General features: G+C 63.5%; 15 protein-coding genes. 5 read left to right on the plus strand and 10 right to left on the minus strand.

All coding sequences use genetic code 11. The features are described from left to right. The first annotated feature begins 2 nt into the window (after nucleotides 1-2). The 3 genes from AC4D2M_RS07855 to AC4D2M_RS07865 all read left to right on the plus strand — a co-directional run bounded on the left by AC4D2M_RS07855 (nucleotide 3) and on the right by AC4D2M_RS07865 (nucleotide 1,538). Complete coding sequence (locus tag AC4D2M_RS07855) at nucleotides 3-776, plus strand: glycerophosphodiester phosphodiesterase family protein (RefSeq protein ID WP_490891108.1); 774 nt, start codon at nucleotides 3-5, stop codon at nucleotides 774-776. Nucleotides 777-876: 100 nt separating this feature from the next. Then, complete coding sequence (locus AC4D2M_RS07860; protein WP_490891109.1) at nucleotides 877-1,062, plus strand: hypothetical protein; 186 nt, start codon at nucleotides 877-879, stop codon at nucleotides 1,060-1,062. After that, a complete protein-coding gene (locus AC4D2M_RS07865) occupies nucleotides 1,059-1,538 on the plus strand; it encodes a MarR family winged helix-turn-helix transcriptional regulator (protein ID WP_490891110.1) in 480 nt (159 codons plus the stop codon). Before AC4D2M_RS07860 ends, AC4D2M_RS07865 begins: the two co-directional genes overlap by 4 nt. 5 nt (nucleotides 1,539-1,543) lie before the next feature. Here AC4D2M_RS07865 and AC4D2M_RS07870 read toward each other — a convergent pair whose 3' ends face one another. The 8 genes from AC4D2M_RS07870 to pgm form a co-directional block, all read right to left on the minus strand. Continuing rightward, nucleotides 1,544-2,551, minus strand: coding sequence for a phosphotransferase family protein (locus tag AC4D2M_RS07870; protein WP_490891111.1), 1,008 nt, complete (start codon nucleotides 2,549-2,551; stop codon nucleotides 1,544-1,546). 165 nt (nucleotides 2,552-2,716) lie between these two features. Continuing rightward, nucleotides 2,717-3,724 carry a thermonuclease family protein gene (locus tag AC4D2M_RS07875; protein WP_490891112.1) on the minus strand — a complete coding sequence of 336 codons (1,008 nt, stop codon included), beginning with the start codon at nucleotides 3,722-3,724 and terminating at the stop codon, nucleotides 2,717-2,719. Between the two features lie 216 nt (nucleotides 3,725-3,940). Beyond that, nucleotides 3,941-4,378 (minus strand): aspartate/glutamate racemase family protein, encoded by a 438-nt coding sequence (locus AC4D2M_RS07880; protein ID WP_490891113.1) that lies wholly within the window; start codon nucleotides 4,376-4,378, stop codon nucleotides 3,941-3,943. Further along, entirely contained in the window at nucleotides 4,366-4,626 is a 261-nt protein-coding gene (locus AC4D2M_RS07885; RefSeq protein ID WP_490891114.1) for an aspartate/glutamate racemase family protein, read from the minus strand. The genes AC4D2M_RS07880 and AC4D2M_RS07885 overlap by 13 nt, the downstream gene beginning before the upstream one ends. Nucleotides 4,627-4,758: 132 nt before the next feature. Next, entirely contained in the window at nucleotides 4,759-5,559 is an 801-nt protein-coding gene (locus AC4D2M_RS07890) for a DUF2382 domain-containing protein (RefSeq protein ID WP_490891116.1), read from the minus strand. A gap of 54 nt (nucleotides 5,560-5,613) precedes the next feature. Then, complete coding sequence (locus tag AC4D2M_RS07895) at nucleotides 5,614-6,375, minus strand: mechanosensitive ion channel family protein (RefSeq protein WP_490891118.1); 762 nt, start codon at nucleotides 6,373-6,375, stop codon at nucleotides 5,614-5,616. A gap of 444 nt (nucleotides 6,376-6,819) precedes the next feature. Then, a complete protein-coding gene (locus AC4D2M_RS07900; RefSeq protein ID WP_490891119.1) occupies nucleotides 6,820-8,148 on the minus strand; it encodes a uracil-xanthine permease family protein in 1,329 nt (442 codons plus the stop codon). Between the two features lie 115 nt (nucleotides 8,149-8,263). After that, complete coding sequence (gene pgm, locus AC4D2M_RS07905; protein ID WP_490891120.1) at nucleotides 8,264-9,895, minus strand: phosphoglucomutase (alpha-D-glucose-1,6-bisphosphate-dependent); 1,632 nt, start codon at nucleotides 9,893-9,895, stop codon at nucleotides 8,264-8,266. Between the two features lie 131 nt (nucleotides 9,896-10,026). Between pgm and AC4D2M_RS07910 the strand changes: the two genes are divergently transcribed. Then, nucleotides 10,027-11,424 (plus strand): CoA transferase, encoded by a 1,398-nt coding sequence (locus AC4D2M_RS07910; RefSeq protein ID WP_490891121.1) that lies wholly within the window; start codon nucleotides 10,027-10,029, stop codon nucleotides 11,422-11,424. An 8-nt stretch (nucleotides 11,425-11,432) separates the two neighbouring features. Here the strand turns inward: AC4D2M_RS07910 and AC4D2M_RS07915 are convergent, their stop codons facing one another. Further along, a complete protein-coding gene (locus AC4D2M_RS07915; RefSeq protein WP_490891122.1) occupies nucleotides 11,433-11,588 on the minus strand; it encodes a hypothetical protein in 156 nt (51 codons plus the stop codon). A 440-nt stretch (nucleotides 11,589-12,028) separates the two neighbouring features. Here AC4D2M_RS07915 and AC4D2M_RS07920 point away from each other — a divergent pair, with 440 nt between their 5' ends. Beyond that, nucleotides 12,029-12,181, plus strand: coding sequence for a hypothetical protein (locus tag AC4D2M_RS07920; RefSeq protein ID WP_490891123.1), 153 nt, complete (start codon nucleotides 12,029-12,031; stop codon nucleotides 12,179-12,181). 83 nt (nucleotides 12,182-12,264) lie between these two features. Here AC4D2M_RS07920 and AC4D2M_RS07925 read toward each other — a convergent pair whose 3' ends face one another. Then, nucleotides 12,265-13,668, minus strand: coding sequence for an amidase (locus tag AC4D2M_RS07925; RefSeq protein ID WP_490891124.1), 1,404 nt, complete (start codon nucleotides 13,666-13,668; stop codon nucleotides 12,265-12,267). Nucleotides 13,669-13,690 lie beyond the last annotated feature (22 nt).

Here is a 13,690-nt window from a genome sequence, read left to right on the forward strand (position 1 = left end):
CCGTGGGCAAGCCGTACCTGGAGAATGCAGGCCCTATTGCCTTCTCACATCGCGGCTTTTCACTGGACGGCCGGGAGAACACCCTGTCCGCCATGGAGGCGGCCCTGGAGCTAGGCTTTCGTTATCTGGAGATAGACGTGAGGGCCACCCGTGACGGCGTCGTCATGGTCTTCCACGACGAGCGCCTTGAGCGCGTCACCGACGGCGCCGGCCGGCTCGCTGACCACTCCCTGGCGGAACTGGACTCCGTGCGAGTTCGCGGGAATGAGCGCATTCCCACCCTTGCCGAGGTACTTGAGCGGTGGCCGTATGCGCGGTTGAACGTGGATATCAAGGACGGTTCCTCCGTGCAGCCGTTTGTTGATGTGATTGAGGCGGCCGGAGCTCATGACCGGGTGCTGGTTGCCTCGTTTTCCGACCGCCGTCGTCTGCGGGTACTGAAGCGGCTGAGCCGGCCGACGGCGTCGTCCGCTGGTATGGCCGTGAACGCGGTGATCAAGGTGCTGTCCGTGCCCGGCCTCATCCGCTGGGTAGCTCGGGTGGCCCGTGTCGACTGCCTGCAGGTTCCGCGGTACTACCGCGGACTTCCGGTGGTGACCAGCGGCTTCATCAGGCGATGCAAGGCTGCGGGGATTCCGGTTCACGTGTGGACGATCAATGAGCGGTCCGTGATGGAAACCCTGTTGGAACAGGGCGTGGGTGGTCTGGTGTCCGATCGTGCGGACACACTGGCTGCCGTGATGCGCGCGCTGGGGCACTGGCCAGCCGATTGTTAGTGCACTAACGTTTGCCGTTATGCTTTGCGGTGGGTGATTTGATGACCATCGCGGGAGGCTTGGAAAAATGACGGGCAAAAAACCGTTGTCACATCGGTTTATGAGCGCCACGGGTAAACTGCGGATGTTCTTCGGACCCGCAGACCAGGGCGGATTGGACGGACCGATCAAGTACGCCGACGGTGCCGCTCATCAACAGCGCCAGCAGGAACTGAAGCAGTGGGATGTTGTCCGAAACGCTGATGGCTCCACGTATTTGGTGAAGCGCGATGGAGGGCGGGAGTGACGGCCTCTCGGGAGCTTCTCGGGGAGGCTTCCCAGGAAATTTCTGAGGGGGAGGACCTGCTCCTTGAACGGCAGTTGTGCTTCGCCCTGTCAGTGGCCTCACGGAGCGTTATCGGCGCTTACCGGCCGGTGCTGGAGCAGCTCAACCTCACCCATCCGCAATATCTCGTGATGCTCGCCCTGTGGGAGAACAGTCCCCGGACTGTCCGTGAGCTCAGCGACACGCTCGCCATGGAGCCGGCTACTCTCTCGCCGATGCTCAAGCGGCTCGAAGCCAGCGGTCTGGTTACCCGCGAACGGGTCGTCGGCAATGAGCGTGCACTCGCCGTCGGCCTCACCGCTGAGGGAGGCGCACTGCGCAAACGAGCGCTGTCTGTACCGGGGACCATGTTGGCGAAGCTGGGCCTCTCCCGCGAGCAGGCGGAGGAGCTTAACCTGATGATGCGTGAAGTGATTGCCGCTGCGCAGCGCGCCTGAGGGTGCTAGAGAACCGGTTGCGTGACCGTCTGCAGGTATCCGAGGGCGTGTGGGCCGTACTCGCGCATGGACTGGTCATCGGCGTGTATCAGCAGACGCAGCCAGGAGGCGTACCTGTTGAGGCGGCCGAGCTGTAGTGCCGGTTCCAGGGCCTCGCGGAGCCGGGGCAGCGGTGCGTAGCCCGTCCACCGCTCAAGGTAGGCGGTGAGCACCCTTCGGATGCGGGCGTCCTCAGGGCCTGCATCCCAGTTCTCCATCATGACGCCGAGCGGAACGTAGAGAGAGCTGAACGGATGGGCCCAGTAGGAGTCACCGAAGTCGAAGAACCGCAACGGGTCCGTACTCGAACCCGGTATGAAGGCGTTGTTCGGGTGGAGGTCGTTGTGCTCGAGGGACAGCGGCACGCCGAGGGCATTCAGCTGCGCGGCTGCGTTCTCGATCGCGGGCACGCCGCCGTAGATCCCGTCCGCCTGCTCGGCATTGAGGTGCAGCGGGTGCTCCTCCGGCAGGCCCGTATGGAGGAGGAGCTGGTTGCTGACGAAGTTGCCCGCGATGCCGGGCTTCAGAGATGCCAGCCCCGCCTCCATCAGCTTCTTGCCGTGCGGAGCTACTTGCTGTTGCAGCTCAGCGAAATCAGTCACCACCCGGGCCCACAGGGCGTAATCCGTTGACTTGAGTGTGGCGAGGGTGGCTCCGTGATCCGGCGAGATCATCCAGCCCCTGGTCGGCTCGATGGCCAGCGGCGGAACGACATACTCCGGGGCGATCCCGGCCAGAGCCGCCACGATCGACGCCTCCTGGAACTGCCCCGGGTTGTTCTCCTTGAACCAGAGCCGTCCGTGGTCTGTGGGAACGGTGAGCTGTACCGACCAGAACCGGATCCTCGGCTCACTCACAGGTCCCGTCTGCTCAATGTTGACAGTCCCCAGGACCTGCGAGACCCAGGATTGCACCTGCGATTGCCAGGCAGGGCTTTTCCATAGTTCGGTGGGATGAAGGGCGGGGGAGGTCACCGGATCATTCTGTCACCGTCATCTTGCGCGTTCCGGATTGCCCAACTCTCGGCCTGTTGTGTCTGGCTTTGTGCCGGGTAGCGGCTGTCCGTGCTGGTCCCAGAGCGGTAACCTCCCGTAGAGCCCGTGCAAACCGGCACGCGTTATGGCCCTGTAGTGATCTTTTCAGCCGCAGGGCTTCCACGTCTTGCCACCGGGCGCGTAGCAGCGTGGTCCGTTATAACCGGGATACGGGTTTTGTTCAGCGGGCGGGACCGGCGCCGGCGCTGGTGGCACGTACGGAGCGGGCGCTGGAGCTGGAGGTACGTAGGGCGCCGGGGCGGGAAGATTCCGTATTCTCTCTGCTTCAGCCCTGGCTGCTGCTTCAGCGGCCAGTCTTGCCGCCTCCGCTTGTGCGGCCGCTTCGGCGGCGACCCGGCGTGCTTCTGCTTCTGCTTCAGCTGCCACACGCTCCGCTTCACGCTTCGCTGCTTCATTCTCAGCTTTTCGCTCCGCCGCTTCTTTCAAGGCTTCATCCTCCGCGGCCTTGAGGCGCGATGCATCCTGTTTCACCTTGTCCAGCGCTCCGCGACCAATGTCGATGGACGTCATGAGTCTGGCAGCGAGGGAAGAGGTTGCCGCCGTCCCCAGGGCGGCCCAGCGAACCGAGTCTTCCCCTGCCTCCAGTGACGCATGCAGCGCTTCGGCCGTTGCCAGAGCTGCAGCAATTGCGGCTGCGCTTGCGGCCGCACCAGCAGAAGTTGAGGCGACTGGTTGTTCGAGAGCGGCCGTCACCGAGTCAACCGTCGCAGCCACCTCTGCGGGGAGTGTGCATTCAGCCTCAGCGCTGAATACCCCCAGTTCTGCTTCCTGTGCTTTGCTTTGAGCGGCTTTGACAGTGTCGTGGTACTTTTTGTTCGGCTCGAAGATGACTGCCGACCCCAGGCCTTGGCGGGCGATCTCGGCGTTGACCAGCGTCCGGTCCTCCAAAAATACGGCAGCAAGTGTTCGGCCGTATTGATCTTCCCGCTCGATGTCGAAATCCAGCCCCACTTCGGTGCCTGGCGGAAGCGTGTCCTCAAGGAAGGCGGTCGCCTCCGGCCCGAAGCACTCTATCGCCTCGTCAGGGTGCTTGGTTTCCGGGGTGTCGATGTTGAGCAGGCGGACAGTGGTCTGGACGTCTGCAATGCTCACGACCAACGTATCGCCGTCGACAACGCGCACTACGCGACCAGTAGTCGCATCTGCAGATGGGCTACACGCTGTGACGGACAACGCGCCGATGGCAGCAGCGATTGCACACCATTTCTTGCCAACCGGTGTGAACACGGTTCCCCCAATAGTTCAAGTTTCAAGTACGAGTTTCCTCGATCATACGGGCAGTCGCGAGCCGTTGGATCCTTCGGGACCTCACTCTGCCAGGGCAGCGTCGACCGCAGCCCGCGCGTGGATCGACGTCGTTGGGTAGAGGGGGATGTCCGCATCTGACTGCGAGATCAACAGTTCTATTTCCGTACAGCCGAGGATGACGCCCCCGGCGCCGCGGGATGCAAGTTCGGCGATGATGTGCCGGTGTTCCTTCCGAGAATCGTCCGAGACGGTACCGATGCACAGTTCTTCGTAGATGATCCGGTGAACCGTGGCGCGGTCTTCGGCATTCGGGATAAGCACCTTCAGCCCGTGGGCGGACAGTCCGTCGCGGTAGAAGTCCTGCTCCATAGTGAAAGCCGTCCCGAGCAGGCCCACGGTCGTCGTACCGGCCGCCGTTACCGCGGCGGCCGTCGCGTCGATGAGGTTGATGAAGGGGATGGTCACGGACCGCTCGATTGCGGGCGCTACCTTATGCATGGTGTTGGTGCACAATGCATGGTGTTGGTGCACAGCACGAGAAGCTCGGCGCCGCCGCGTTCAAGTTCGACGGCGGCGGAAGCCAGCGCGGCACCAGCCTCCTCCCAGTCCCCTCGTGTCTGTAATTCCTCGATCGATGCGAAGTCGATCGACCTGAGCAGACAGTCCGCTGAGTGGAGGCCACCGAGGCGGTCCCTGACCATCCCATTGACCAGGCGGTAGTACGCGGCTGTGCTCTCCCAGCTCATACCTCCCAGCATTCCAATGCGCAACATGGCCCCATCATGGCAGTCTCCCGGAGCGGTGTCAGTCCCCACTCACACAAACGGCCCACCTCCCGCGAGGGAGATGGGCCGGCTGCCTGGAACGCGAGTTGCTAGTTAGCGTCCATCACGGATGCCGTCGACGTCATCCGTGTCGATCTGCTCCTTGCGGACTTCCTCGGTGACGGTCTGCTGCTCGGTGACGGTTTCCTTGTCCAGGCGGACCCGCTCGACCGGCACAGTTTCCTTGTCCACGACTGCGCGCTCCTCATGGAGGACGACCTCGTGCTCTTCCTCGCTGATGTCGGGGCCGGCGAGGGCTTCATCCCGGTTGGCGTCGGTGATCGGTTCACGCTCAATGCGGACCTCTTCGCGCTGGACCGGGACCGTCTTGGTGACATTCTCCGTGACGACGAACTTGCGCAGCCGGGCGCGGCCGGCTTCACGGCGTTCGGTGCCCACGCGGAGCTGCTCTTCCGAGCGGGTCATTGAATCGTCCGTGGTCGGGCCGGAGGTGTCATGGCCGACCGTGGCGCGGTCCGAGTCATAGTCACCGGTGGTTCCGGTGCTGTAGTCGGCCGTGTCGGCGTCGTAGGTCCCGGTCGAAAGACCGTAGTAGCGGTAAAGCTCCGCCTCTTCCTGCTCGCTCAAGTGACCGTCAGGAGCAACGTTGGGAGCGTCCTTGATCTTGGCCTTGGAGTATCCGACGCGGACGTCGTTGCCCTCAAGTGTTGCGCCTTCGAGCGGTGCGAAGGACTCGCTGGAACCGAAGAGCCCGGTGTTGACGGTGACCCAGCTGGGGTTGCCGGTGTGATCGTCGACGTAGATCTGGCCGACGGAGCCGACCTTGTCGCCGTCGTTATCGATGACCTTGCCGCCGGATTCGAGGATCTGGGAAATGTTGTCCTGGGAAATCATGGTGTTCTCCTTTATCAGTTGTGGTGCATTTCGTACTGGATGGGAGTGCTTGGGTCAGACGCGGTGTGCGCCGGATTCGGTTGAATCGGTCCTGGCTTTCGCCTGCTCAGCCACACCCTTGAGCTGCTGTGATGCAGACGGTGAATTTTGCGCTTCGGCCTTGACCCGGGGAGCTTCCTCTTCAGCTTTATTGAGGTAGGTCTCCCAGCGCTGGGACATGGGCTTGATCAGCCCGCCGCCAACACCGACGATGATGACTCCGACGATCGCTGAGAGCACGGCAATCAGGATCGGGGTGGTCACCGTAGTGGCGATTTCCACCTGGTTCAGGGCTGCGATGATGCCGATGCCGAGGATGAAGATGCTCGCGATGTTGGCGAGGATCTTGCCGTAGGAAAGTCCGCCCAGGGCGTTCTGGATCAGGCTCTTGACCGCAGCGGCGATTGCTGCGGCGATGATCACGATGATGATCGCGACGATGATCTTCGGCAGGAAGGCGATGATGCCGCGCAGGAGGTCGCTGACCGGGTTAGGTCCAAAGACTCCGAAGGCGAACTGCAGCACGAAGAGGACGAGGGTGTAGTAGAGGATCTTCGCGATGATGTCGCTCGCATCGAGAGATGACTTCGCCAACGCCTTCTTCACTCCGCCGCGCTCTACGGCCCGATCGAAGCCAACCCGCTCCAGAAGCTTGGACAGCGCCTTCGAGATTGCTTTCGCGATGATCACGCCGACAATCAGGATGACCAAAAACAGCAGCAACTTCGGAATGAATTCGACGACGGTGGCTAGGCCACTTCTGAGGGTTTCTTCCATCTATGCCTCCGACCGATGAGCTTTAGCGAGCGTTGTGCTCCTCGCCGAGTTGGTGTGCACTCACCTTAACCACAAATCCACTCAAATAGGAAGCATGCTTATTACTAGGGTGCCGTCATAGATGATTGGTTTACACGCTGCGCCGGTAGTGCTCGAATGGATACGAGCGGTCATGGTCCGGTTCAGCAGCTAGCCGGTTATGTTGCTCATCACCGGAACAGGTGTTGCTGCCGGCTACCTGCGTGCGAAAGGCATGGGGGAACCCCGCGACGCTGATTGCGCATCTGTAAGGGTGCGGAGCCGCGGCGATATGGTGTTCCGACCGGAGCCGGCGGCCAGATCGAGTAGTGTGCCAACACATGTTCTGGCCGTCGGTTCTCTCGCCTCAAGAGGCCTTGGTCACCGGTGGTTCGGCGCAGACAGCGTGGAGGATGGGTACTTGAATCACCCGAGCTTCGATGGGCGGCTTCCGTGGTCTTCGGCCTCAAGCTCATCGGGGCCGGCCACGTGCTCGCTGCCGCGAAGCCGCGCGATTCCGCTCATTCCGTGGAAAATTATGAGCGCCGCAGCCGTGCCCAGGGCAATCCCCTCGAAGGTCAGGGCGCCAACGGTCCAGGTGAAGTTTGCAATGCCCACCACGAGGGCGACGCCCGCTGTCGAGAGGTTGATCGGGTTGGAAAAATCGACCTTGTTCTGCACCCAGATACGCACCCCGAGGATGCCGATCATGCCATAGAGAACGACGCCGGCACCGCCCAGTACCCCTGCGGGAACCGTAGCGATCAGTGCACCAAACTTCGGGAAGAGGCTGAGGAGAACAGCGATTACGGCGGCCACCCAGTAGGCAGCGGTCGAGTAAACCCTGGAGGCGGCCATAACGCCGATGTTCTCGGCATAGGTCGTTGTACCGGAGCCTCCGCCAGAACCTGCAAGGACGGTGGCCAGGCCGTCAGCCATGAGAGCGCGCCCTGTGACGGGGTCGAGGTCCCGGTTAGTGATGGCAGCAACTGACTTCACATGGCCGATGTTTTCGGCCACCAACACGAGAACCACCGGCACGAACAAGCCCACGACGGAAAGATGAAACACCGGCGCCATGAACGGCGGCAGTCCGAACCAGGCGGCGTCGTTGATGGCGGTGAAGTCCACCTCGCCCCGCAGCACTGCCACGAGGTATCCGACGAGGACGCCGATAAGGATGGAGAGGCGTCCCAGGATCCCCTTGAAGAGCACCGTGGCCAGCAGGATCGACACCACGGTAACGAGCGCAGTCAGGGGAGCCTGTTCGAAGCTAGTTCTAGCGGTCGGGGCGAGGTTCAGGCCGATCAGGGCAACGATCGCACCGGTGACGATCGGCGGCATCAAGACCTGGATCCACCGCGCGCCTGCCGAGTGCACCACCAGACCGATCAGCGCCAGCACGGCGCCGGCCATGACAACGCCACCCAGTGCCCCCGCAGGGCCGTGCTGGCTTTGCGCAGCGGCAATCGGCGCGATGAACGCGAAGCTTGATCCCAGGTAACTGGGCACCCGACCCGCCGTGATGATGAGGAAGAGCATGGTGCCGAGCCCGGAGAAAAGCAGGGTGGTGGACGGCGGGAAGCCGGTCAGCAGCGGGACGAGGAACGTGGCGCCGAACATCGCAACCACGTGCTGTGCACCAATGCCCACGGTACGGGGCCAGCTCAGCCTCTCATCCGGTGCCACGAAGCGCCCCGGCCGGACGTTCCGCCCGTCTCCGTGCAGCGTCCAGTTCGTTCCGATTCTGCTCATGGCGGGGCCTTCCAGAGATGGTGGGATCTCCGGAAATCTTACCCTGCACTTTTTGTCGCCAATCTGCTGCTAAACGCCGCTGAGACAGCAGATAGGCGACAAAAACTTCGGCGGACTAGGCGATGACTCCGTCCACCAGAGCTTTTGCTTCTTCCTGCACACGCTTGAGGTGCTCCGCACCGAGGAACGATTCGGCGTAGATCTTGTAGACGTCCTCGGTTCCGGATGGGCGTGCGGCGAACCACGCGTTCTCGGTGGTGACCTTGAGGCCGCCGATCGGTGCACCGTTGCCGGGCGCTTCCGTCAGGCGCGCGGTGATATCTTCGCCCGCCAGCGTGGTGGCTGTGACGTCCGACGGCGACAGCTTGCCGAGCGCGGATTTCTGCTCCCGGGTGGCAGCGGCGTCGATACGCGCGTAGACCGGAGCTCCGAAGCGCTGGGTGAGACCCTCGTAATGCTGGGATGGTGTGCGTCCCGAGACGGCGGTGATCTCGGACGCGAGGAGCGCGAGGAGAATGCCGTCCTTGTCGGTGCTCCAGGCGGATCCGTCGTGCCGGAGGAAGGACGCCCCGGCAGATTCTTCTCCGCCGAACGCAACCTGCCCGGACATGAGCCCTGGTACGAACCACTTGAAGCCGACGGGAACTTCTTCGAGCACCCGGCCAAGGTCCGTCGCCACCCGGTCAATGATCGACGACGACACGAGGGTCTTGCCGACCATCGCGTCCGAGCGCCACTGCGGACGGTTCCGGTAGAGGTAATCGATTGCGACGGCGAGATAGTGATTGGGATTCATCAGGCCGGCATCCGGGGTGACGATGCCGTGCCGGTCGGCGTCGGCGTCGTTGCCTGTGGAGATGTCGTAGTCACCCGCGCGCGAAATCAGCGACGCCATGGCGTGCGGTGAAGAGCAGTCCATGCGGATCTTCTCGTCCCAGTCCAGCGTCATGAACGCCCACTGCGGATCGACGGCGGGGTTGACGACGGTGAGGTCGAGGTTGTGCCGCTCCCCGATCGCACCCCAGTAATCAACTGACGCCCCGCCCATCGGGTCAGCGCCGATACGCACGCCGGCGCTCCGGATGGCCTCGAGGTTCAGCACGTTGGGGAGGTCCTCGACGTAGTGCTGAAGGAAGTCGTAGGCGCTGATGGAATCGGCCTGTTGCGCCTGGGCAGTGGGGATTCTTTTGACGTCGCGGAGGTCGTTCTCAAGCAGTTCGTTGGCGCGGGCGGCGATCCAGTTGGTGGCGTCAGAGTCCGCAGGACCACCGTGGGGAGGGTTGTATTTGAAGCCGCCGTCAGCAGGGGGATTGTGCGACGGCGTGATGACAATGCCGTCCGACTGGTCCGTTCGTGACCCGTTGTAGGCCAGGATGGCGTGCGAGAGTGCCGGAGTGGGCGTGTAGGCACCGCGGGCGTCAATCCGCACCGCCACGTTGTTCGCCGCGAGTACTTCAAGGGCGGTGTTCTGTGCGGGTTCGGACAGGGCATGCGTGTCCTTGCCCATGAAGAGCGGTCCGGTGATGCCCTGACCGGCCCGATACTCGACGATCGCCTGCGTGATCGCGGCGATGTGCCCCTCGTTGAAGGACGACTTCAGCGACGATCCGCGATGACCGGAAGTGCCGAAAGCCACTCGCTGCGCCGGGTCCGACAGGTCGGGTTTGGAATCGAAATACGCGTCCAGAAGGGCGCTTACATCAACAAGGTCGCTGGATTGGGCAACGGTGCCTGCTCGATTAGCCATGGGTCCAGCATGCCATCACGTCCGACAAGTCAGCAGAAATGACTGGAAATTTCGCCGAACCGAGCAATTTCTGTTGACTGAATCGGGATACGACGGCTCAAAGTTCGTTCCATGATGCACATAATGCAGAGATGGCAGGCGAAGCAGGCGACGATCCTTCCGGCCACCCGGTCCCTACGCTTTGGCGGTTTCTGGACGAGCTCCTGCTGCAGGCGAATGAACCGGTGTCGTGGTCCGGGCCTCGTTGGTGGTGGGCCGGGCCACTGGATGTGGAGGGACTCGCGCTCGCCTCCATGCAGGCGGTCGCCACGGCCCTTGCCTATGGTTCATCGTCCAACGGGCGCCGGCACGAAGTTTCGTTCACGTCATCGGGGGTCAGTGCCTGGTTCGATTCCTTTACTCACCTCCGAATAGCAGGTTCACCGATCCAGGGGTTCGGGCCGCTGTCCGGGTTCCGCCGGGCTGCCGACGGGTGGGTTCGCATCCACGGGAACTATCCGCACCATGAGCGTGCACTTCTGGACGCGCTCGGTCTGGTCGCAGCCGCTGATGTCGACGCCGCCTTGCGGGAGCTACCGGCCGGCGTCATAGAGGACGCCGTCACCGCTCGAGGGGGACTGGCCTCGGCTGTCAGGACGCCACAGGAGTGGAGTGCGACCCCGGCCGGGCAAGCCGTTGCCGGCGAGCCGTGGGTGGAACTCTCGGTCGCGGCCAGCCCTGAAGTGCCGCGCGGTGTACGGGCTGGGATCTTCGGTGGTGACGGAGGGCTGATGGAAGGCCTTCGCGTCCTGGACCTCACGCGAGTTATCGCCGGTCCCTCAGCGAGCCGACTCCTCGGTGCACTGGGTGCGGACGTTCTGCGGGTGGACCCGCCGGCGTTCCCCGAATTGGAACACCAGCACGTGGAGACCGGCTTCGCCAAGCGAAGTGCCGTGGCCGACCTGAATAACCCGGAGGCCCTCGCACGCTTGCGGGCCCTCTTGCCCGCGACGGACATAGTGCTTAGCGCGTACCGCGGTGGGGCGCTGGCCCGGTACGGGTTGGATGTCGCAGCGTTACGGCAGGACTTCCGCGGGCTCGCTGTTGTTTCCCTCGATGCCTGGGGAGAACACGGGCCGTGGTCTGACCGGAGAGGATTCGACAGCATCGTTCAAGCCGCAACCGGCATCGCCCACGTCTACGGGACCGGCTCCGGGCCGGAATTCAAGCCGGGAGCCCTCCCGGTTCAGGCGCTCGATTACGCAACCGGGCTCGGGATGGCGGCCGCCGCCGTCGCACTTGTCTCTGCCCGCCGTCGAGGGCTGTGCGGTTCCGCGCATCTTTCTTTGGCGCACACGGCAGCTGAACTGCTACAGATCCCGACGCCGGACAATGCGCAGTCGGTGGAGCTGGAGCCGATGCTGCGGCGGGCAGCCAGTGATTATGGCGAGCTGGTCTACGTTCCACCACCGCTGGTGGTCAACGGAAGGCAGCTTGAGTACCCGCACCCTCCCCAGCGCTACGGGGGAGCTGCTCTTCATTGGCTCTAGTCAGGTGATCACGGAACTGTGAGGACGACGGGCCCTGCCTCACCGGGCCCGCCGCACTCCTTGGATCCGCCGACGCGACGCCATTCCAGCGCGAACTCATCCTCGGTGAGGACCTCACCAGCCGTATCGAGAGCCCGCACCGTAACGTTCTCCGGAGCCGTCATGCCGACGTCGATTCTCCAGCGGTCACTCTCTATGCGGGTTGAAAGGAAGGGCCCGATTGTTCGCCCGGTGGCGTCCGGAGCAGCACCCGGGGAACCGCCTTGTTCCCCGCCGTCCCACCTTTTGCATCAGGGGTAAGGGAGCCAGCTGGAGGAGTGGGCCCTTTCACGGGTTGCGGTGCCGGACTCGAACAGACGCCGTCAACACAAGCCTGCACTTGCCCAACACGGGAGTGGTTTCCCTTTAGCTCGACGAGCAACGTGTTCGACTAGCCGATCGCCGGGCATGCAATGTGTGCACTGCATGCCGCTATGGCCAGGGTGAACGCAAGTGCCAGGACGAGTCCGTATTTCCCCACAGGCCCAGTGTGGCACCGCCCCGCCCTAGTGCACACGCCTGGCGGGCGGTACGTTTGAAAAACCCGTCAACGAAAGGTTGTGTCATGAGCGATAACCCCACCAGCGACGAAATCGACGAAGCAGACGACGAAAAATTGGAGCGGGACGCGGATGAGGCTGCCGACGCTCTGGATGAATCCGGTTACGGCGGGCCCGGGCCGGAGAACGAAACCGGCAAGAGCGAAGACGGCTCCTAGGCCCAGCACAAGCCAAACGACGACGGCGCTCCCCGAAAGAACCGCGCCGTCGTCGTTCCTGAAAAAAGGGTGCGCTCAAGCAGTTAGGTTCGTCGGCTTTGCCCGAGGTGGTCTTCGAGCTGGGCCGAAACGGTGAGAAGTTCTGCTTCAGCGCTGGGCCGGCCGATGAGCTGAATGCTCATGGAGAGTCCGCTGGCCGTGGTGAATACGGGTACCGAGATGGCGGGCAGGCCACACACGTTAACCATGGACGTGTACGGGGAGTACTGGCACTGGCGCATGTAGTCGATGTCCGCATCGGCGTCTGTGTACCAGCCGATCGGGCGGGGCGTCATGCCGAGCGCGGGCGTCACGATGAGATCAAACGCGGAGTACTGCTGGATCGTGTCCTGTTCGAATTGCCGGAGGATGTCGACGGCGGTCGCCAGATCGGTTGCCGACTTGCGTTGCGCGCGGCGCCGCAGGGTGCGGGCCAGCGTGGTGAGGTCCCCTTCCCGGGCGGACGGAATGCGCGCGACGGCAAGCCCGGCCGTCCACACCGACTGAAAAGCCTCGTGGTACCGCGGGTCGTATCGGAGGTCCGCCTCGACGACGTCGTGCCCCACCGCGCTGAGCGCCCGGATGCCCGCCTCGAAGCTCAGCTTCGCGTCGTCGTCGAGTTCGATGGGAAAAGCTTCAGCGAAGGGAGAAACGGTGCTCACGCCGATCCTGAACCGTCCTTCCGCCCGGACTGCCGCGTCAAGGAAGGTGCCGTGTGCGGCCGCGCTGGTTGCGTGGTAATTCGGTTCGTCCACCATGGCGTCGAGCAGCAGGGCGGCGTCCGCCGTCGTCCGTGCAAGCGGCCCGGCCACCACAAACTGGCCGAGGTCGCTCTGTCCCGAACCGGAGGGAACCCTGCCGCGGTTCGGCTTGAGGCCAATGAGCCCGGTGGCGGCAGCCGGTATCCGGACTGAGCCGCCGCCGTCCGTACCCGGTGCGAACGGAATCAGTCCAGCCGCAACGGCTGCGGCGCTGCCACCGGAGGAGCCGCCCGAACTCAGCGCGGGATTCAACGGATTGCGCGACGGCGGCGCGATCAGGTTCTCGCTGTAACAGCTAAGCCCGAACTCGGGCACTTGTGTCTTTCCCACACTGACCGCTCCTGCACGGCGAAGAACGGCCACGAGCGGTGAGTCCGCGGCGGCCACCGTATGCTGCAGCGCGGCGCTGCCGTGCGTAGTCACAACGCCAACGACGTCGGTCAGGTCCTTGTGAGCCAGCGGCAGCCCGTGAAGCATTGGCAGATTCCCACCGGATGCTTGCCGCTGGTCCGCGTCCTCCGCTTCCGCCATTGCGGCATCGGCGGTCACCGCAACGAAGGCGCCCAGCTCCGGATTCCGGGTCTCGATCCGCTGCAGGTAGTGCGAGGTGAGCTCCCGCGAGCTCAATTCGCCGTTCCGGAGCCGGTCACGCTGGTCAAGGGCAGTCAGCTCATGCAGGGAGCTCATAAGGATGCCTTCCGCACTGATG

Source organism: Arthrobacter sp. TJ-270, from assembly GCF_058269075.1.